This is a genomic window from Sphingobacterium sp. B29, from assembly GCF_001952815.1.
In the GTDB taxonomy this organism is placed as follows: Bacteria; Bacteroidota; Bacteroidia; order Sphingobacteriales; family Sphingobacteriaceae; genus Sphingobacterium; species Sphingobacterium siyangense.
The window spans coordinates 5,969,065-5,990,500 of the sequence record NZ_CP019158.1 but is presented as its reverse complement, the minus strand read 5'-3'; the positions used below and the strand labels follow the sequence as shown (position 1 = coordinate 5,990,500).

Below are 21,436 nucleotides of genomic sequence, written 5' to 3'. Positions count from 1 at the left end.
TATGTTATGAAAATCAACTATTTTAATATACTGTTATGTGCTGGCCTTTTTCTAAATTCCTGTAGTCTTGATGAATATAATCCCTCAGGGGTCACTGTGGATAAAGTCGCAGAAAATAAGGCCGGTTTCGATAAATTAATCAATAGCTGTTATTTTGATTTGCCACGTTATTTCTATGGGCGAAACTTCTTACTTGTTACCGAAGGAGGAACAGATTTATGGACTTCCGATCTCAATTCAAATAACAACCAAAATTATTTAAAATATGCTTCCGGTGGCTCCATGTCCATAGACATGGCTAAGGATTACTGGAATGGTGCTTATGATGCCATCAATTACTGCAACATCGTCATCGGTAGAGTAGATCAGGTCAAAGATTTTTCTAGTGAGCAGGAAAAACAGGAAAAAGTTGCCCAAGCTTATTTTTTAAGAGGATTGTATTATTTTCATTTGGTCGAACAGTTTGGTCCTTGTCCGCTCAATCTTACGGAGACAACTACAGCCAATACTGCCGCCATACGTACACCTGTGTTGGAAATTTATGAAAAATGTATCCTGCCCGATCTGAGATTTGCGGCAGAGCATTTGCCTGTAGGACCTACAGAAGCCGGGCGGCCAAGCCAAAAGGCTGCATTGGGACTATTGGCTAAGGCCTGTTTGCAGACAAAAGAATATAATGCCAACCAATATTTGGAAGAAGCGCTGCTGGCGGCAAAGAAATTGATTGATAACCAGGCAGGCTACAATGTACGCCTTTACGCCTCCTTTATAGACAATTTTAATGCGGCAAATAACAAGAAAAACGCCGAAGCACTTTACCAGATTCCTTACTCGCAGGAGTATGGATCTACCAATGTATACGATCACAACAATGATTTTAAGCGTTTTTACTGTACACCGACGACCTTTGGTGCCATACAGCTTTCCGGATTTCAGACCGAAGTAGGGCGTTGGTCCGGTGGAACATTTATGCCGAGCAAATACCTGCTTGATGTATTCAAAAATAGCGATAACACCTTAGATCCCCGTTATGGTGTTTCATTCCAAACACAGTGGATCTCCAATGCCAATTACAGCTGGAGCAGAGATGCTGTCGTGCAATTTGACCGTGATGAAAATGCTGTCTCCGTCGGGGCTAACCTTCCCAAAGGAAGTCTAGCGATTAAAATAGCCCGTAGCGAGGAAACCGGCTACGCCGAAGAGAAAAAGACCCAATTTCAACAGCATTATATTTGGCTTGACCTCGAAGATGTCTATGGATCGGATAATAAGGTCAAAATGAAATATACGCGGACAAACCAGCAGCCGGGACAGGTGGACAATCCATTCATCGGTTTTTATCCATCTCTAGTGAAATTCAATTCCGGATCGTTAATCAGTCCGAAGGCAAACAATTTTACCAGCGACGCCTATGCTACTGTCATGCGCCTGGGGGAGGTATACCTGATTGCTGCTGAAGCTTCCTTTTATCTGAACGGCGCCAATGCCACAGCCGCCAGCTACATCAATGTGTTACGCGACCGGGTTGGAGCCAGACAGATTACAGCTGGGGATCTTACGGCCCAGTTTATACTCGATGAGCGCGCCCGTGAATTATGTGGTGAGTATACACGTTGGTATGACCTGAAAAGAATGGGCAAATTGAACCGCTCCTATCTGATGGCGGTCAACCCTGATGTAGGACAATATTTTAAAGATGGCGTACATGGCCTTCGGCCTATTCCGCAGGGACAGATGGATGCCGTCAGCAATCCTGGCGAATTTGTTCAGAATAATGGCTATTAATAGCCCTATGTAGCAGATGGATGAACAGATGGTAGCGCGTTATGGTATGAACTCGCTCTTCCATGGTCATTGAGCAAAAAAATGTGCCTGCTTTAGTCTGTCACAGGACTAAAACAGGCATACCACAAAAATCATTAACAGATGAAGCAGATCATTCTCATATCGGTTTTTATAGTGTTTTCGCTTTTGGCATTTTCAGCCCAGTGCGGAGAAATCTATGTGGGTAAACAAAGTAAAAAGGGGCAACGGGACGGCAGCTTCGAAGCACCGTTTTCAAATTTGGAAGATGCCTTGCGCGAGGCGAGGGAATGGCGGCGATTACAGGATCCAAGGATGCAGCATGGTATCACAATCTGGGTTCGGGATGCAGTCTATGCACCCGTTCAGACCATTTTGATTCGGCCAGAAGACAGCGGTACAGCTCAAAGCCCAACCCGAATTAAAGCCGTAGGAGGAAACGCGATCTTTTCAGGTGGGATTGCGGTTGCCGGCTGGCGGCCAGTAAAAAGCGAAAAACGACTGGACCCTGCTATTGTCAAGCATATTATGGTGGCCGATGCCCCACAGGCCGGTGGAAAATATTTTCCTTTCCGTCAATTATGGATCGGCTCTCGGAAGGCGGTTCGGGCAGAAAGTCATGACGATGCCCATCTGCCCCGGATTATCAATTGGGATTTTAACAAACAGGCGGCTATTATCCCCAATGTGTTACCCAAAAAATTCAGCTACAAAGCCGGTATGGAATTTTTTATCCATCAATGGTGGGCAATAGCACAGCTTCGTATTCGTGAGACGATTGTTACAAAAGATAGTATCACACTATTTTTTCATGAACCGGAAGGGAAAATCCAGAACGAACATCCTTGGCCAAAGCCATGGCTATCCAAAGAACATGGCAACTCTGCATTTCGCTTAGTGAATGCGCTTGAATTCTTGGATCAACCAGGAGAATGGTATTTAGATGAAGAAAATCATCAGGTATATTATTACAAAAGACCTGATGAAAATTTAGACCAGTTAGATGTTGTTGCACCTTACCTGGAGACAATTCTGACAATGCAAGGTACATTAGAGGCGCCTGTTAGCCATGTGTATATCGAAGGGTTGAAATTTCAGCATAGTGCCTGGTTAAGACCTCATTATTACGGTCATGTTGCTTTACAGGCAGGTATGTATTTTTTGGATGCGTATAAATTAGCTAAGCCGGGGACTGTTGATAAAGCTGGGCTGGAAAATCAGGCCTGGTTGGGTCGGCCACAGGCGGCAGTCACACTTAGCCACACGGCCTTTACCCGTATTTCAGCTTGCCGGTTTTCCCATTTGGCATCCACCGGCATTGATTATCGGCAGGGCAACCTTAAGGATAGTCTAATTGGAAATCTATTCCAGGAGATCGGCGGATCGGGCGTACTGCTTGGTCAGTTTTCAGATGAGCAAGTTGAAGCACATTTGCCTTTTCAGCCCAGCGATGGGCGAATCTTGACAGATGGCGTTGTGGTCAGTAACAATCTAATCCAGGATATTGGGAATGAAGATTGGGGAACAGTGGGGATAGGCGCTGGATTTGTCCGCAATGTATCCATTCTGCACAACGAACTGCTGGATCTTCCGTACACAGGTATCAGCCTGGGCTGGGGCTGGACACCTACAGTCAATGCTATGCGTAATAATCGTGTTTTCAAAAATAAGATCACACGTTATGGCAAATACATGTATGATGTAGCTGGTATCTACACCTTATCGGCGCAACCTGGAACAAAAATACAGGAAAATTATATCGATAGTATCTATGTCTCACCTTATGCCCATATTCCGGATCATTGGTTTTATCTCTATACTGATGAAGGTTCGGCCTATATGAATGTCAGCAACAATTGGTTTCCTACGAACAAGATATTGAAAAATGCGAATGGCCCAGGCGTGGAATGGGATGACAATGGGCCTGACGCCGCTGCTGAGGTGCCCCAACAAGCCGGTATCCAATCCAGGTACCTGGAGCTGCTGAAAGCAAAAAAGTCATGGGTAGCAACGGACAGGATCAACAGTTATGTACCATTTACAAAGCCTGTGTTTTTCCAGATCCACGATGTGAAAATGCAGCTTGAAATGGCTGAAATAAAAGATTTTTTTGCTCGACAAGGCGCTGATAGCAGCCAGGTATATCGTTGGAAGGATTATATCCTGCTCATGACAGATGATGAGATCGGAAAGAAAATATCCAGTGCCTGGATAGCCAATTATCCGGAAATTCCCCATAAGTTGTTTAATGATCTTTTTTACACATTCGATCGCAGCAGCTGTGGCGGAAAAGTGAAAGAAACCGATTTTGTGCTGCTTACCGCGCAGCTGGTAGACGATAAGTCCAAACAGGAGGCCTATTACAACGCACATAAAAGACAATTTAAAGAATGGCCCGAGGTTGCGGCAGGTTTTTGTAACGCTGGATTTGACGAAGTGCTCGTCTATCGCAATGGGCGTCAGCTGATGTTATATATTTCTTTTCCAAAAGGACAGAATTTTAAAACAATTGATCCGTTGACAACCAAGGATAATCCACGAGTTGTGGAGTGGAACAAACTCATGAGTTCCTATCAGGAAGGTATTCCCGGAACCAAAAAAAATGAAACATGGATTTTTTATAAACAGTAAAATGGAAAATATACAGCAGTTAAAATTAGGAATTTTAGGACTAGGTGAGGGCCGTAGCACCATGTCTGCAGCATTGCAAAGCCCATATGTCGAATTGGTCAAGATCTGTGACCTGAATGAAGAACTTGGGCGCAAGCGTATGAAAGAATTTGATTTTCATGCGTATACCAATGACTATCAGGTGATGCTCAATGACAAAAGTATTGAAGCCATCGCCATTTATACGCCCGATCATCTTCACGCACAGCATATTCGTCTGGCGCTGGCACACGATAAGCATGTGATCTGCACCAAACCATTCATTGACAACCTAGCCGATGCCAACGATTTATTGGAACTCGCGGCACAGAAAAACAAACGTGTATTTGTCGGACAGAGCTCCCGTTTTTTTGAACCGGTAAAAAAGCAAAGAGAAGATTTTGACGCTGGACTTATTGGTGACTTAATTACGATCGAAGGTTATTATCATGCTGATCACCGCTGGTTTTTGGATAAACCTTGGTCTTTGCAGTCTTCTTTCAAATGGCTTTATGGAGGATTGAGCCATCCAGTTGATTTTATCCGCTGGTACCTCCCCAATATTGAAGAGGTGATGGGCTATGGCATGTTGAGTGCTAATGGGAAAAAAGGTGGGCTTCAAAATGTTGATACGATGCATTTTATTTTTAAAGCCGAAGATGGCCGGGTCGCCCGTGTGAGCGGGGCGTATACGGGTCCTGTACAGCCTGTTACACGAGATAGCGAAATGAGCTGTATTCTAAGAGGGACAGAAGGGGCGAGCCAGGCTGACTATATGGACCTTCGTTATGCGATCACAGATAAAACCGGCGAAGAACGCATGTTGACTTGGGAGCATCAACTAAAACACTATTTCCGTTTTGAAGGAAAAAGCCATCACGCTGGTGAGTATCAAAATTACCTAGAGCATTTTGCAAAAGCTATACGTACTGGAGAGGAAGCCTATCCAGATATGAAAGAAGGTATCGGGACAATAGCTTTATTGCAAGCTATGGATGAATCATTGACAACAGGAAAGCCTGTCCGTCCAAATGAACTGCTGGAAAGATATGGTGTCGACTTGAGCTTAGGAAGATGAACAGTATCTTAGACAAGTTAACCATTTACGACTATTGCATCGTCGTAGCCTATTTGTTAGCATTACTGACAATCGGCCTCTTGTCATCTCGTAAAAAGGTAGAAGGGGCAGAACACTTCCTAGCCAGCAAATCCTTAAGCTGGTACAGTATTGGCTTCAATATGTGGGCGACCAATGTTGGACCATCTATGCTGCTCGCTTTCGCTACAGTAGGTTATACAACAGGTATCGTCGCAGTCAATTTTGATTGGTATGCTTTTATCTATTTATTTTTGTTAGCGGTGGTGTTCGCACCCCGCTATATTGCTACTGGAGTACGTACCTTACCCGAGTTTATGGGCAAGCGGTTCGGTCCAAATACGCAGACTATTCTGGCTTGGTATTCATTGGTAAAAATGCTTATTTCATGGTTGTCGTTGGGACTGTTTGCTGGCGGATTTTTAGTGCGGCAGATTTTAGGTATTCCAATGTGGCAATCGGTTACTGTTTTAGTCTCCTTAGCTGGTTTGTTTGCGTATACGGGAGGATTAAAGACAGTTGCTAAAATCAATATCTTTCAGATGATCTTGCTGATCGCCGTGTCGGCATTTTTGACTTTTCTGGGACTGTCCAAAATCGGAGGGTTAAGTGCTTTGGCGCAGCAGACTCCCACTAGCTATTGGTCATTGATTAGACCTGCGAGTGATCCAGATTACCCCTGGTACGCCATCGCCTTAGGATATCCAGTGGCAGCGATCGCTTTTTTCTGTACGGATCAAGCCATGGTACAATCAGTTTTGGGTGCAAAGAATCTCGAACAGGGGCAACTAGGAATTAACTTTATCGCTTGGCTCAAGATACTTTCCTTGCCTTTGTTTATCCTCACCGGTATCATCTGTTCGGTTTTATTTCCGGGACTTAAAGACCCATCACTTGCTTATATGACGATGGTGACTAACCTGTTTCCTACAGGCCTGAATGGATTGGTAATCGTGGTGTTAATTGCTGTATTGGTGGGCACCATTGGTTCGTCGCTTAATTCCTTGAGTACGGTGTTCACCATGGACATTTACCTCAAGCATATTCGACCAAAAGCAAACAATCAGCAGATTACGCAGATAGGGCGATATACAGTTATTGTGGGCTGTTTAACTTCGGTTTTTGTCGCACTGGCGATTGATCAGATTAAAGGACTTAATCTTTTTGATGTGTTCCAATCTATCCTTGGATTTATCGCGCCCCCGTTAGCGGTCGCTTTCCTGATGGCTGTATTATGGAAACGGACTAATCGAACGGCCATCAATACCATTTTAACCTTTGGAGCCTTACTAAGTTTGGGTACAGGAATATGTTATCTTTGGATATTTCCTAAAGATGTCTATACTTTTTGGCCGCATTACTTGATGCTTTCATTCGGTTTGTTTGTTCTATTGCTGCTTATTGGAACTGGTGTATCGTTGCTCGTCCCAAAATCAGCTTACGAATTAGCACATCAAGATATGGTTGATATCAGGATGGAAAAACCGAGTAATCGGGTCAAAATTGCTTGGGGAATGCTGTTTGTCGTCATGGTATTGTTGTACACCGTATTTAAGTAGCCTTTTCACCTCAACCCGAGATTGGATTCAATTTGTGATCTGCATTTTTTTAGGCTTGTTACAATGTCCTCCGTAGACACGGTATGCTCAGTTTGACGTCGGATGAGTTTTGAAACAGTGAGACAGGCGATGGTGCCTGTTTCGCTGGTTCCTATAGGGACAGAAATATCGATGATGCCCTCTGCGTAAGCACTAGGCATCTCATAAAATCCCTTAATTCTAATATCGTCCAAATCACGGTCGAATTGTTGGCGATCTGCTTTCTTCAAACTCCGGTAATAGGAATCAGCCTCTAAAATGGATTTTCTTTTTTCGGTCTCGGAAAAACTTAGAAGGAGCTTGCCTGAAGCTGTTTGTGAACTATTGTATAACTTACCCTCTTCAATAACGATGCTGATGGGGGAAGATCCTTTGGCGTAGGCAATTACCATGACTTGATTGTCGTAAATCACACACAGGTGACATGGATCCTTAATTTCGTTGGAGCTCTCCTGCATTGGCAATAAAGACGTTGCCCGTAATTTCTCTATAAAGGAATGACGGTGCGAAAGATAGTACAATTTCAGTGAAAGCGAATATTTGGATGAAATTGGGTCACGATGAATATAGCCGTTGGACTCCAGCGATGCAAGCATCCGATAGATCTCATTGGGACTTCGATGTAATCCCAAGGCGATCTCGGATTGTGATTGTGCTGTGGATTGTAAGGCCAGAAATTCCAGAATCTGCAATCCCTTTTCGAGCGCTGGCGCTTTATATTTATCGGAGCTATTTGATGTCATAAAATGTTTTGCTTACAAATGATCGGGCTAAAGATAGAAAAAGTATTTGAAGCGGCGTTTTAGCTCTTCAAAAAACAGGTTAAATTTTTATATTCAAATATTGTATTTATATTTGAATATTATAAACCGCTTTTTTCATTGCGAAAAAGCATTAGAAGGGAAAAAGATTATAAACATATTTAATATCAACATTAGATTACAGTATTGCGCTGCTTGGGCTATATTATCGTGACTGGATAGTCAAGAAGAATAGGATAAAAATAGCTACAACTACAATGTTATGTTTTACTTTTTTTTGATATTGGAATAAGTTGAAGTTTGGTAATCAAATGGTTGGATAAATATCTCAACAAGACTACATAAAATAATACATAAATACAATGACAGAGAAAATCCGGTTAAAGGGGATTACCTGGGGGCATACGAGAGGTTTTGTGCCAATGGTTGCAACGGCACAACGTTATGAAGAATTACATCCGGAAGTAGAGATTGTTTGGACAAAACGTACTTTGCAGGAATTCGCTGATAAGTCGGTAACGGATTTAGCCAAGGAATATGACCTGTTGGTGATCGATCACCCTTGGACGGGACATGCCGCGCTAAGGGGATGCTGGCCCCATATGATGATTATCTGTCCACGGAGTTTTTGGCCGATCAACAGGCGAATAGTGTTGGGAAGTCTTATGAAAGTTACAACTTTCTTGGCAAGCAATGGGCCTTGGCTACTGATGCGGCGACACCAGTGGCTGCAAGCCGCCCTGATATTTTACGTTCTCTAGGTGTGGCGCTCCCTCGTACCATTGAAGAAGTCTTGGCCTTAGCTAAAGCAGGACGGGTTGGATTTTCACTGTTGCCGATTGATTCTTTGATGCACTTTTATGGCCTTTGTTGTTCTTTGGGTGAAGAACCTTGCCAGAACGACGAAAAAGTAATCAGCGAAGTTGTCGGGGTACAGGTCTTAAAATTATTCAAATCACTTGCGGATGAATTGGATGCTGGATTTTATGAGAAAAATCCATTCAAAGTGTTCGAAGAAATGACGCAGCGGGATGAAATTGCTTATTGTCCATTTGCGTATGGTTATTCCAATTATGCGCGAACTGGTTATGCCAGTAAAGTATTGCATTTTCATGATTTAGTGTCGTTAAACGGTACGCCAATGATTAGTACACTGGGTGGTGCGGGATTGGCAGTATCCTCTCAGAGCAAACATATTCCTGTGGGTATGGATTACGCTCGATTTGTTGCTTCACCAGAAATTCAGGCAACATTATATGTCGAAAATGGTGGTCAGCCGGGACATTTAGGTGCCTGGGAAGATGAGCAAGTCAACGCCTATACGGCCGACTATTTTAAAAATACCCTACCTACATTGGAGCGTGCCTATCTGCGCCCGCGTTATGATGGTCATCTGTATTTTCAGGATCATGCAGGTGATATTGTAGTTGACTATCTCAGACAGGGCGGGGATGAAATTGCCGTATTAGAAAAGATGAACAAGATGTATCGGGAATCATTATTGAACAGAGAAGACAATGGATAATAAACCACTGGAAGGACTTTTAGTTCTCGAGTTTTCACAATTTATGGCAGGGCCAACCGCTGGCCTGCGGTTGGCTGATCTCGGTGCCCGAGTTGTCAAAATCGAGCGTCCCGGCGCCGGAGAAGGCGGAAGACAGATTGCGATTAAAAATATTTTTGTAGATGAGAGCAGCCTGGTCTTTCATACCATTAATAGAAATAAAGAATCGTATGCGGCCAATTTGAAAGACGAAAATGATCTGGAAAATATTAAGAAATTAATCCGTCAGGCGGATGTAATGACACATAACTTCCGTCCGGGAGTGATGGAAAAGATCGGTTTGGATTATGAGAGCGTACGGAAAATCAATCCAAAGATGATCTATGCCACAGTAACTGGCTACGGGAATGAAGGTCCCTGGGCAAAAAAACCAGGGCAAGATTTACTTGTGCAGTCGCTGTCGGGACTTTCTTGGTTATCAGGCTGTGCGCAGGATGGACCAGTACCTTTTGGATTGGCTGTGGTCGATATGTATTGCGCGACACATCTGACACAAGGTATATTGGCGGCATTGTTGAAACGTGCCCGAAGCCAACAGGGCGCTCTTGTTGAAGTCAGTTTGCTTGAATCTGTGTTGGATATGCAGTTTGAAATGCTGACCACACATGTCAATGATGGACGTAAGTTGCCACAGCGCTCGGCTGTTCGAGGAGCAGGCCATGCCTATTTAAGTGCACCCTATGGACTTTATAAGACACTAGATGGTTATCTAGCTTTGGCTATGGGCAACGTGGGACATATTGCAGAAACAATAGGTCTGTCTAGTGAGCCTTATCAAGATGCTTCAACCTGGTTTTCGCGACGTGATGAAATATTGGAGGCCTTTGCTACGGTATTGTGCCAGAAGACCACTAGCGAATGGGTATCCCGTTTGGAATCGGAAGGGGTCTGGTGTGGTGCAGTCAACGATTACCATCGTTTTTTTGAGGAGCAAGGTTTTAAGGAGACAGGGATGTTGCAGGAAGTCAGTTTACAGGACGGTACCGGACTAACCACCACCTGTAGTGTTTACCAGATTGATGGAAAGCGTTTATATGCGGACAAACCTGCACCAAAAGTGGGTCAACATACCGCATCAATTGTTCACGATTATTTAGAAAATTAATATGTTACCATTAGCAGGTTATACCGTAGTCGACTTTAGTCAATTTTTATCCGGCCCATTAGCAAGTTTACGGCTAGCTGACTTAGGCGCGCGGGTTGTAAAAATAGAAAAACCGGAGACGGGTGATATTTGCAGGCAATTATATACCTCTGATACAATATTGAATGGTACTTCAACAGTGTTTCATGCCATTAATCGGAATAAAGAAAGTATGGTTTTGGATTTGAAAAGCGAATCCGACAAACAGATCATACGTGATTTAATCGCGCGGGCAGATGTGGTGCTGCACAACTTTCGCCCAGGTGTCATGGAACGTTTGGGCTTTGACTATGCAGGTGTCCGAGAGATCAATCCGACAGTGATTTATGGAGAGATCTCGGGATATGGAAAAGAAGGGCCCTGGGTGAAGCGACCTGGCCAGGATCTATTATTGCAATCGCTTACTGGGATGACCTGGTTGAGCGGCGATGCCAATAATGGTCCAGTGGCCATGGGGCTTTCCATTGTGGACATGTTTGCCGGCTCTAACCTATGTAGTGCCGTATTGGCTTGCCTGTATCGTCGTGCGATGCAACAGATGGGGGCACACGTGCATGTTAGCATGTTGGATTCTGCTGTGGATATACAATTTGAGGCCGTCACAACCTATTTTCGTGATGGTAAATTGTTACCCCAACGTAGCGAGGTGAGCAATGCGCATGCATATTTGGCGGCGCCATATGGCGTGTACCGTACCCAAAATGGTTTTCTGGCGCTTGCTATGGGCTCTATTCCTTTTCTCAGCAAATTATTAGATTGCACAGCGCTGGAAGGCTTCGCGGACGGTGAACAGGCTTTCCGCGAAAGAGATGCCATTAAAGCGATATTAGGGGTACACTTGGCAACAGCATCTACGGAGCATTGGTTAGCGATCTTGGAAGCAGCTGACATCTGGTGTGCAGACGTATTGGATTGGCGCCGCTTGACAGAGCACGATGCTTTTAAAGTGCTAGACATGCTACAGGAAGTAGCGATGGGCGACGGCTTCGTTTATGAGACCACCCGTTGTCCGATTCGCATCGATGGCGAGCGGTTAACCGCGACAAAAGGCTCGCCCAAACTAGGTGAGCACACCGCTAAAATACTGGAGGAACTATATGGATAAATTACGTTTTGCAGTGCGGAAATTTGAACCTTTTGAGCGTGCCATGGAGAAATGTTGGGCGGCTTATCAGAAGCTATATCCATCGGATATGAAGATAGAGTTTGTTCCATTAGATTTAGAGGAATTGACAGCAGCCTTCTTTGAAAATCAAGGCCTTCATAATGGTGATTGGGATATTGTCCATATCAATACCGATTGGATCGCACGTGCTTACGAAACGAAAGGTTTGGCTAAGCTCGATCTTATGCTCGATCAATATCCACCCGAAGAAGTGGAGCGTGCATGGCCCGAAAGTTTACAGGCTTTACAACGTTTTGATGGGCAAGTGTTTGGTTTACCTTTTCATGATGGTCCCGAATGCCTGGTCTTTCGGAAAGATCTGTTCGATGATCCACAGGAGCAGAGCCGTTTTCAAGCGCTTTACGGAAAGCCTTTGGCTGTCCCAACAACCTGGACTGATTTTTTAACCGTTGCTACATTTTTTACGCGTCCGGAAGATAACCTGTACGGAACCGTGTTTGCCGGCTATCCGGATGGACACAATGCGGTATTCGATTTCTGTATTCAACTTTGGTCCCGTGGAGGCGATTTGCAGCAAGGAGAGATACCTGTTAAGCTGGATCAGCCATTGGCTGTAGAAGCATTGGATTTTTATAGAGGGTTATTTAAAGAGAGTAGGGGATTGCACCCCGAATCGGTCAATTATGAATCCGTGCAGGCCGGTGCCGCCTTTGCGCGGGGAGAAGTAGCCATGATGGTCAATTGGTTTGGATTTGCATCCTGGGCACAAATTGATGCGGCGTCGGCAGCGCAAGGTAAGGTAGATGTAGCAGCCATTCCTTCAGCAGAAGGTGGAATGTCATCCTCTCTAAATGTGTATTGGCTGTATGCTATTCCAGAAGGTAGCCGCCATAAGCAAGTTGCGTATGACTTTATCCGCTTTGCAGTTGGCCGCCAACAAGACAAACAGCTCACCGTCGAAGGGGGAGTAGGCTGTCGTTACTCTACCTGGTATGATTCCGAAATCAATCAGATAATACCCTTTTATAATAAATTGGCTGAATTGCACAATACTGCACGTACTTTACCGCGCTTGGCCAACTGGCCGCAGATTGCACATATCATTGATGAGACCGTCATAGCAGCGATTAATTCCGAGGAGAGTAGTCTTTCATTATTGAGTAAAGCACAGAAAAAAATAAATACATGGATAGGATAGATATTCAATATAAAACAATATTACCCCAAACGTCTTTGCCCATTATTATAATAGGTGCAGGCGGGATAGTGAAAGATGCACATCTCCCGGCTTATCGTAAGGTAGGCTTTCATGTCCATGGTATTGTCAATCGTACAAAGGCGAAAGCAGAAGCATTGGCACAGGAGTTCGGTATTCCGAATGTATACGATACGGTGGCGGATGCCGTCGCGCAGGCACCCGAAAATGCGGTGTACGATATTACGACTATGCCGGATATCTATGTCGAAACCTTAGAGACTTTGCCCGATGGAGCAGCGGTATTGATCCAAAAGCCGATGGGCGATTACTATGTCGATAGCCAGGCAATCTTGGAGGTCTGCCAGCGCAAGGGGTTGGTGGCTGCGATCAATTGTCAGTTGCGTCAGGCACCTTTTGTCAATGCGGCTCGTTGGCTGATCGATCAGGGTTACATCGGCGAACTCTACGATATAGAGGTGCGCGTAGCCGTGCATACCCCTTGGCAGCTTTTTCCACACGTGATGGTGCATCCGCGTTTGGAAATACTATACCATAGCGTGCATTATATAGACCTGATCCGTTCTTTTTTGGGTACACCGGCATCGGTTTATGCCAAGACCTTGAAGCATCCAGCCAAAGAACTATCTTCGAGCCGGACAACCTTGTTATTTGATTATGGGGATACTATGCACGCGGTGGTTAATACCAATCACGACCATGAATTTGGACCACACAACGAAGAAAGTTACATCAAATGGGAAGGGACTAAAGGAGCGATCAAAGCTACGATGGGCTTATTGATGGATTATCCGCACGGCGTGCCCGACGTATTTGAATATTGCATCAAACCGACCGACGGTAGTAAGCCGCAGTGGGTACAATTCCCGATCGAAGGGACTTGGTTTCCAGACGCCTTTATCGGTAGTATGGGTAGCTTGATGCGCTTTAAACTGGGCGAAATTGCCTTATTACCGGCAGCGGTGGAGGATGTGATCGAGACCATGGCCGTCGTGGAGGCTGCTTATAAAAGCAGTGCTCAGGGCGGTGTACCTATCGTAGAGACTAGAAAATAAAGATTGGAGATCAGCGAGTAGGAACTAGAGGTTATAAACATAAAATAAACAATATGCATTTTGAATCGATTTTTTTTGAAGACTATATATTAAACGACAAACGGACGACCTTGGGCCGTACGATTACCGAAACAGATTTTGTTGTTCATGCTGGACATACGGGCGACTTTTTTCCCCATCATCTGGATGCGGAATGGTGCAAGACCCAGCCTTTCGGACAGCGCATCGCGCACGGAACAATGATCTTTGCGATTGGTATCGGACTGACGGCCTCAGTTATTAATCCGGAAGCATTTTCCAAAGGCTACGATCGCCTTCGTTTTGTCAAGCCTGTGTTTATTGGCGATACCATCCACGCTGAGGTGACTATTTCTGAAAAATCCGACGCAAAAAAGCCTGAATTCGGTACTGTAGTTGAGCATGTTGAAATTATCAATCAACATGGTGAAGTGGTGTTGGTCGCAGACCATATCCTGCTAGCAAAACGTAAGGAAGCTTCAATTAAATGATAAGCATATGGAAATTGGTACAAAATCATCAATCAAGCTAACAGAGGCATCGTCTAATAAGGGCTATCTCCTTCCGTTTATTCTGATTGTCAGCCTGTTTTTCTTATGGGGTATGGCTCATAATTTAAATGGTGTGCTGATCCCGCATTTGAAAAAAGCCTGTCAGTTGAATAACAGCCAATCGGCACTGGTTGATACATCCGTATTCTTCGCTTACTTCATTATGGCTCTACCCGCAGGTTATATATTACGCAGGTGGGGATATAAGTTGTCTATTATTCTCGGGCTGCTTACTTTTTCCGTCGGCGCATTTTTATTTATCCCTGCTGCAGATCACCGGATGTATGAGCTCTTTTTATTGGCTTTATTTATTATTGGTTGTGGACTAGCTTTATTAGAAACAGCGGCTAATCCCTATGCTGCAGTTTTGGGTAAGCCCGAAGCAGCAACACATCGGCTTAATTTGGCGGCCTCTTTTAATGGATTGGCGGCAATGGTCGCTCCAGTGGTAGGTACGACCTTTATTTTGTCGGGTACGAGCTATTCAGAAACGGAATTGTCGGCTATGACAGAAAGTAATCGCATGGCATATCTGCTCCATGAAGCGTCTTCCGTAAAAATGCCTTATTTGATATTAGGTTTAATCTTGTTAGTTGTAGCATTTGTCTTTTTGTTTATAAAACTTCCTGAAATTCAAAGTGAAAAGGAAGAAAGAGAAACGGGTGAAAAGTCGGGATTATTTGCTGTACTTAGACACAAGCATTTGAGTTTTTCTGTGATCGCGCAGTTTTTCTATGTTGGAGCACAGGTTTGTGTAACCAGTTTTTTTATTCGTATGGCACAGCAGGGAGCAGGTGTTGACGAGAAGACTGCTGGATATTTCCTAGGTGTATATGGTTTGCTCTTTATGGGCGGACGCTTCGTCGGTACACTATTGTTGCGTTATACGACAGCCCAGCGTTTATTGGCTATTTATGCCGTTTGCTGTGCTATATTGGCAACTGTAGCCATTTCGGGTACAGGTATGGTCATCTTGTATGCGCTAGGTGGACTTGGTTTTTTTATGTCAATTATGTTTCCTACGATTTTTTCTTTGGGTATTGCTGGACTCGGAAACGAGACGAAACAAGCCTCTTCCTGGTTGATTATGTCAATTGTCGGCGGTGCCGTATTTCCCTTTGTGACCGGAAATATTATTGATGCGCTGCATGATAATACGCAGATTGGTTATAGTGTACCTTTGGTCTGTTATCTTGTTATTTTATGGTTTGCATTGAAAGGATATAAACCGGCAAAAGCCTAAGTTGTGTCTCACCGTGTATTTTAGTGAGCAATTGAAAAAACTAGAGCGCGTGTTTTACTAGTGAAAAACACGTATACCGCCGAAGTTAGCGTTGGTTTTGGTGTTAGTGAATTGATTAACAATGATTCGAATATGAATAAAATTATTTTAATTATAGGTTGTTTAATTGCAACAACGACAGCATTTGCACAACAGGTAAGTACCTGGATCTGGTATCCTGGAGATTATGAAGTGTGGTTAAGCAACAACATGCAAAATCGTCGTACGGACAGAGGAACCTTCTTTCCACCGTTTTGGAAGATGGATAGTCACTATGTTCTTGTCGAGTTCAGTAAAGAGTTTGATTTGCCTGCTGATGAAGAAATCAGTATTTATGCCGAAGGCAAGTATAATGTCAAGATCAACGGGAAAATGCTTCCAGGGGCACCTGCTAAAGTACAGCTTCAAAAGGGAAAGCAAAAAATCAATATTAAAGTTTACAATCAAGGAAATGTTCCCGCGCTGTATGTTGCAGGAAAAAACGTAACGACAGATAGCGATTGGAACGCAACCTATGAAGATAAGGAATGGATTGATGAGACAGGTAAAGCGTCTGATCAATCTGGAACAAACTATGTTAAGGCCGGTAAATGGAACTTTAACGAACCAACAGCTCGACCATCCACGTTTAAATTGCCCGTGAAACCACAAGAAGCGTTTTCGCGAGAAAAACAAGGTAATGGTATTTTGGTCGATTTTGGAAAAAATACATTTGGTTTTCTGACTCTGCATAAGTTGGTGGGGACAGGTCGCCTGAACATCTATTATGGCGAATCCCGAGAGGAAGCACTTTCGACGAAAACCAGTGAGACCATCGATTTACTTGAGGTACATAATCAACAGCCACAAGATAGTACACTTGATCTATCCAAAGCTTTCCGCTTTGTTTATTTAGAACCCGAAGGATCGGTAAAGTTTGATCAAATATCCATGAAATATGAATACTTACCAGTGGCAGATCGCGGATTCTTTCGTAGTTCCGATAATGAATTAAACAAGATATGGGATGTTGCCAAATATACCATGGAACTAACCACACGTGAGTTTTTTATTGATGGTATCAAACGTGATCGATGGATCTGGAGTGGTGACGCCTATCAATCGTATGCCATGAATTACTATTTGGGTTTTGATTCCGAAGCCGTCAAGAGAACTATTTTAGCCTTACGGGGTAAAGAACCGACGATCAGCCATATCAACACCATTATGGACTATACCTTCTATTGGTTTTTGAGTATCGCGGATTATTACCGTTATACCGGTGATAAGGAATTTATAGCAGGCATCTATCCACGTATGAAAAGCCTGATGCAGTTTTGTTTGGATAGAAGAAATAGCGATGGTTTGATGAAAGGTTTAGCTGGCGATTGGGTTTTTATTGACTGGGCCGAAGGTCTCAGCAAGCAAGGGGAAGTGAGCTTTGAACAATTATTGCTGTGCCGTAGTCTCGAAACCATGGCAATGTGTGCCGATTTGGTTGATGAGCCGAAAGACAACCAACACTATCAACAAGAAGCTCAACAACTCAAAGATAAGCTATTTGCCTATTATTGGAACGATCAGAAAAAAGCCTTTGCACATAGTCGTATTGATGGCAAGCAAACCGATAACGTGACACGCTACAGCAATATGTTTGCGATTTTCTTTAATTATCTGAACGAACAGCAACAGGCAGGCGTGAAGGCTAATGTCTTGTTAAATGATCAAGTCCAACAGATTACCACACCTTATATGCGTTACTACGAACTTGAAGCTTTGTGTGCACTTGGTGAAAAGGACTATGTGATGAAAGAAATGAAAGACTATTGGGGCGGTATGCTGAGATTGGGTGCGACGACCTTTTGGGAAGAATTTAATCCAGCGAAAAAAGGAGCTGAACACTATGCGATGTATGGAAGGGATTTTGGTAAGAGCCTCTGTCATTCGTGGGGAGCAAGTCCGATCTATCTTCTGGGCAAGTATTATCTCGGCGTACAACCAACGGCTGCGGGTTATTCGCAGTACGAAATCAAGCCCTATTTGGCATCCTTAGCGTGGATGGAGGGAAAAATACCAACACCAAATGGTGAGATTGAACTTTACGTGTCGAAAAACAAGATCAAGGTAAAATCACCTGTTGGAACAGGGACATTAAAACTGCGGAGCAAGGTTGTTCCACGCGTGAAACACGGTCAGGTAAAACATATCTCAGGAAACGACTATGAGCTCGTTTTGGAAAAAGGAATAACATATGAAGTCGATTACAAATACTAGGTTATATAAAAAAATAGTCGTGTCCAAGCTGAGTGTTGCTTTGTTGCTGTCGATGTTTGCGGTTTCAGTACAGGCGCAAACGGTAGACGGTAAGCCAGCGGTCATCCCTCCGGTACCGAATGGTCAGATTGCCGCGCCTTGGGAAAATCCGATGATTACTTCCATCAATAGAGACCCCTCACGTGCGACAGGATATTCCTATGCCACGCTTGAAGAAGCCTTGAAGAATGAAAGAGAAACAAACAAACGGATGCTTTTTTTAAATGGCGAATGGGATTTTAAATTTGCCGTTAAACCGGCCGATGCACCGCAAGATTTTCATTTATCCGAGGTCAAGGGATGGGACAAAATCCAGGTGCCTTCCAATTGGGAGATGAAAGGTTATGATATTCCCATTTACCGTTCGGCAGTCTATCCATTTAGCCCAATTGATCCGCCGCGCATTCCCAAAGATTACAATGGTGTAGGGTCTTATCAAAAAACATTCGAATTGCCCGAATCATGGGATGGAATGAACATTACCTTACATTTTGGTGGTGTTATCTCTGCCTATCAGTTGTGGATTAATGACAAATACGTAGGGTATGCGGAAGACTCCTGCTTGCCATCTGAATTTAATGCCACACCCTATCTTAAAAAAGGTAAAAATCGCATCTCTATCCAAGTCTTGCGTTGGAGCGATGCTTCCTATCTAGAAGATCAGGATCATTGGCGCATGAGCGGTATTCACCGCGAGGTGTTTTTGATGGCAGAACCGAAAGTTCGCATTACCGATTTTCATTGGCAGGCGACTTTAGATGGGGCTTATCAGGACGCCAAATTCTCACTTCGCCCAAAAATCGATAATTTTTCGGGCGACAGCATTAACGGTTTTACGCTACGAGCACAACTGTATGATAGCAATAATAAACCTATTCTCGATAAACCATTAGAAAAAGATGCTTCGGCTATCTTTGATGAAATCTATCCGAGATTGGATAATGTGAAGTTCGGACTATTGGAAACGACGATCAAAAATCCAAAGAAATGGTCGCCGGAAGAACCTCATCTCTACCGTTTGGTACTGACCCTTTACGATAAGGAAAATCGCTTGCTGGAAGCGAAGACTTGTCAAGTCGGGTTTCGGAGCATCGCTTTTTCTTCAAAAGACAGTAAACTTTTGATCAATGGCAAAACCACCTACCTATACGGTGTCAATCGTCACGATCATCATCCCGAACGTGGGAAGGCACTGACACGTGAAGATATGGAAGCGGATATTCGCCAAATCAAACAATTTAATTTTAATGCCATCCGTACTTCTCATTATCCGAATGATCCCTACATCTATGAGCTCTGTGACCGTTATGGTATTATGGTGATGGATGAAGCTAATATGGAGACCCATGGGCTTGGTGGAAAACTCATGAACGATCCCTCCTGGCTGGCGGCGCTTCAGGAACGTGTCACACGCATGGTGGAACGGGACAAGAATCATCCTTCCATTATCATCTGGTCGTTGGGAAATGAATCTGGAAGAGGTCCGAATACTGCCGCGATGGCTGCCTGGATCCATGATTTCGACATCACACGTCCTGTACATTACGAACCGGCAATGGGAAGCCACCAACTACCGGGGTATATTGATCCTTCGGACCCACGTTATCCAAAATCCAACGATCACTCGCACCGGATTCAGAACATAAAGGATCAATATTATGTCGATATCGTGTCGCGGTTTTATCCGGGCATTTTCACCCCCGCGCTCTTACTACGTCAAAATAATGGTGATAATCGGCCGATTCTCTTTGTTGAATATACCCATTCCATGGGCAATTCGACCGGTAACATTCGTGATTTCTGGGATATCTTTCGTACACATCCCCGTTTGATCGGTGGTTTTATCTGGGACTATAAGGATCAGGCCTTGATTCGCAAAGATTCCGTTTATGGTAAAGTATTGGCCTATGGTGGTGATTTTGGCGAAAAAGTACACAATGGCGCTTTTAGTTTGAATGGTATCACCGATGCCTGGGGGCGACCAAAAGCGGCGATGTATGAGAATAAACGAATCTATCAGCCTGCAGAGGTCACTTTGGTTGATGCGCAGAAGATCATGGTACAGCTAAAAAATAGATCGTCGGTGCTGAACCTCAACCATTACGATGCCGTCTTATTGTTTCGCAGAAATGGGCTGCTCGTAAAAGAAGTGCCGATATCGGCCATGAATCTGGCCGCAGGCGATTCTGCACAGGTAAGCTTTGCCAAATATTTACCTTTCAAACGTGCCGCAGATCAGGAATATCAACTCGATATTCAATTTCGTTTACGGGAAGCGACAGCATGGGGACCAGCGGGATTTGTAGTCTCTTCCTCGCAGGTTCGATTGCAGGAACAATCCAATATCCTGCGACCTTTATTAAATAAAGGAGGTAAATTGATCAAGACAGAAACTGCCGATAAGTATCAGATCGTAGGCAAAGACTTTCAGGTTAGCTTTGACAAATCGACTGGAAGTTTGACTGCATTTAATTACAAGGGACAAGAAATAATCAAAGAAGCAATTCGCCCAAGCTTTACGCGGCCGGCTACGGACAATGACCGCCGGGGCTGGAAACCGGATAAAAAACTAAAATACTGGTATGGCGCACCAAAAATAGTGTCGGTAAACGCGCAGGAAAAAGATCAAGGGTATGAAATACATACACTGTATGCCCTTGCAGCTGATTCTGCACAGGTAAAAGTGATCTATACGGTGAAAAATCCAGGTATTGTGTCAGTAAATTACCAGTTGCAGGTGAAGGTTGGACTCCCCAATATTCCGAAAGTAGGGCTTCAAATGGGGATCAATCCTACATTTGAAGATATCCAATATTATGGCCTAGGGCCAATGGAAAACTACCCTGATCGTGCCTATGGTTTTGATCTTGGTGTTTATCACATGAACATCGATCAATTCATGGAGCATTATCTTTATCCACAGGAAAACGGGAATCGGATGGATGTTCGTTGGATGCACCTTCGAAATAAAAATGCAGGTCTTTTGGTTGTCGGCGAGCAGCCGCTGTATATGAGTGCATGGCCTTATTCACAAAAAGCAATCGTCGAAGCAAAACACTGGTTTAAATTGAAAAAAGAAGATAAGATCACTTTAAATGTCGATTTAAAGCAGATGGGGGTTGGCGGAAATGACACCTGGACAGATGTGTCGCAACCGTTGGAAAAATATCAAATTCCGGCAAAAAACTACAACTATTCCTTTTATTTGATTCCGACGGATTTGAAGCAATCGATCAAGGATTTTGTAAAATCTGATTAAATAAAGGTTAGCAGGAAGATAT

The 21,436-nt window shown here is 43.9% G+C and carries 15 protein-coding genes; 14 read left to right on the top strand and 1 reads right to left on the bottom strand.

All coding sequences use genetic code 11. From position 1 onward, the window contains the following. Positions 1-6: 6 nt before the first annotated feature. From BV902_RS25705 to BV902_RS25690, 4 genes are all read left to right on the top strand, one after another. Positions 7-1,785, top strand: a complete 1,779-nt coding sequence (locus tag BV902_RS25705) for a RagB/SusD family nutrient uptake outer membrane protein (RefSeq protein ID WP_075994326.1) — start codon at positions 7-9, stop codon at positions 1,783-1,785. 141 nt (positions 1,786-1,926) lie between these two features. Further along, positions 1,927-4,434 (top strand): L-rhamnose mutarotase, encoded by a 2,508-nt coding sequence (locus BV902_RS25700; RefSeq protein WP_075994325.1) that lies wholly within the window; start codon positions 1,927-1,929, stop codon positions 4,432-4,434. Between the two features lies 1 nt (position 4,435). After that, the gene (locus BV902_RS25695) at positions 4,436-5,530 is read left to right on the top strand and encodes a Gfo/Idh/MocA family protein (RefSeq protein WP_075994324.1); all 1,095 of its coding nucleotides are present in this window, start codon (positions 4,436-4,438) and stop codon (positions 5,528-5,530) included. Then, positions 5,527-7,107 (top strand): sodium:solute symporter family transporter, encoded by a 1,581-nt coding sequence (locus tag BV902_RS25690; RefSeq protein ID WP_075994323.1) that lies wholly within the window; start codon positions 5,527-5,529, stop codon positions 7,105-7,107. Before BV902_RS25695 ends, BV902_RS25690 begins: the two co-directional genes overlap by 4 nt. 5 nt (positions 7,108-7,112) lie before the next feature. Here the strand turns inward: BV902_RS25690 and BV902_RS25685 are convergent, their stop codons facing one another. Beyond that, positions 7,113-7,889, bottom strand: coding sequence for an IclR family transcriptional regulator (locus BV902_RS25685; RefSeq protein WP_075994322.1), 777 nt, complete (start codon positions 7,887-7,889; stop codon positions 7,113-7,115). Between the two features lie 380 nt (positions 7,890-8,269). On the opposite strand from BV902_RS25685, the gene BV902_RS28300 reads away from it, so the two are divergent. From BV902_RS28300 to BV902_RS25640, 10 genes are all read left to right on the top strand, one after another. Continuing rightward, entirely contained in the window at positions 8,270-8,668 is a 399-nt protein-coding gene (locus tag BV902_RS28300) for a hypothetical protein (RefSeq protein ID WP_237241850.1), read from the top strand. After that, entirely contained in the window at positions 8,608-9,432 is an 825-nt protein-coding gene (locus BV902_RS25680; protein WP_237241848.1) for a hypothetical protein, read from the top strand. The genes BV902_RS28300 and BV902_RS25680 overlap by 61 nt, the downstream gene beginning before the upstream one ends. Further along, entirely contained in the window at positions 9,425-10,576 is a 1,152-nt protein-coding gene (locus BV902_RS25675) for a CaiB/BaiF CoA transferase family protein (RefSeq protein ID WP_075994321.1), read from the top strand. Before BV902_RS25680 ends, BV902_RS25675 begins: the two co-directional genes overlap by 8 nt. Before the next feature lies 1 nt (position 10,577). Continuing rightward, positions 10,578-11,720, top strand: a complete 1,143-nt coding sequence (locus BV902_RS25670; RefSeq protein ID WP_075994320.1) for a CaiB/BaiF CoA transferase family protein — start codon at positions 10,578-10,580, stop codon at positions 11,718-11,720. After that, positions 11,713-12,939 (top strand): extracellular solute-binding protein, encoded by a 1,227-nt coding sequence (locus BV902_RS25665; protein WP_075994319.1) that lies wholly within the window; start codon positions 11,713-11,715, stop codon positions 12,937-12,939. Before BV902_RS25670 ends, BV902_RS25665 begins: the two co-directional genes overlap by 8 nt. Then, positions 12,927-14,012, top strand: a complete 1,086-nt coding sequence (locus BV902_RS25660; protein WP_216640414.1) for a Gfo/Idh/MocA family protein — start codon at positions 12,927-12,929, stop codon at positions 14,010-14,012. The genes BV902_RS25665 and BV902_RS25660 overlap by 13 nt, the downstream gene beginning before the upstream one ends. A 53-nt stretch (positions 14,013-14,065) precedes the next feature. Next, positions 14,066-14,521, top strand: a complete 456-nt coding sequence (locus BV902_RS25655; protein WP_075994318.1) for a MaoC/PaaZ C-terminal domain-containing protein — start codon at positions 14,066-14,068, stop codon at positions 14,519-14,521. A gap of 7 nt (positions 14,522-14,528) precedes the next feature. Next, complete coding sequence (gene fucP / locus BV902_RS25650; RefSeq protein ID WP_075994317.1) at positions 14,529-15,824, top strand: L-fucose:H+ symporter permease; 1,296 nt, start codon at positions 14,529-14,531, stop codon at positions 15,822-15,824. Between the two features lie 132 nt (positions 15,825-15,956). Then, positions 15,957-18,116, top strand: a complete 2,160-nt coding sequence (locus BV902_RS25645; RefSeq protein WP_075994988.1) for an alpha-L-rhamnosidase-related protein — start codon at positions 15,957-15,959, stop codon at positions 18,114-18,116. Beyond that, positions 18,094-21,414: a glycoside hydrolase family 2 TIM barrel-domain containing protein gene (locus tag BV902_RS25640; RefSeq protein WP_237241846.1), complete on the top strand. Its 3,321-nt coding sequence runs from the start codon at positions 18,094-18,096 to the stop codon at positions 21,412-21,414. Before BV902_RS25645 ends, BV902_RS25640 begins: the two co-directional genes overlap by 23 nt. The last annotated feature ends 22 nt before the right edge of the window (positions 21,415-21,436 follow it).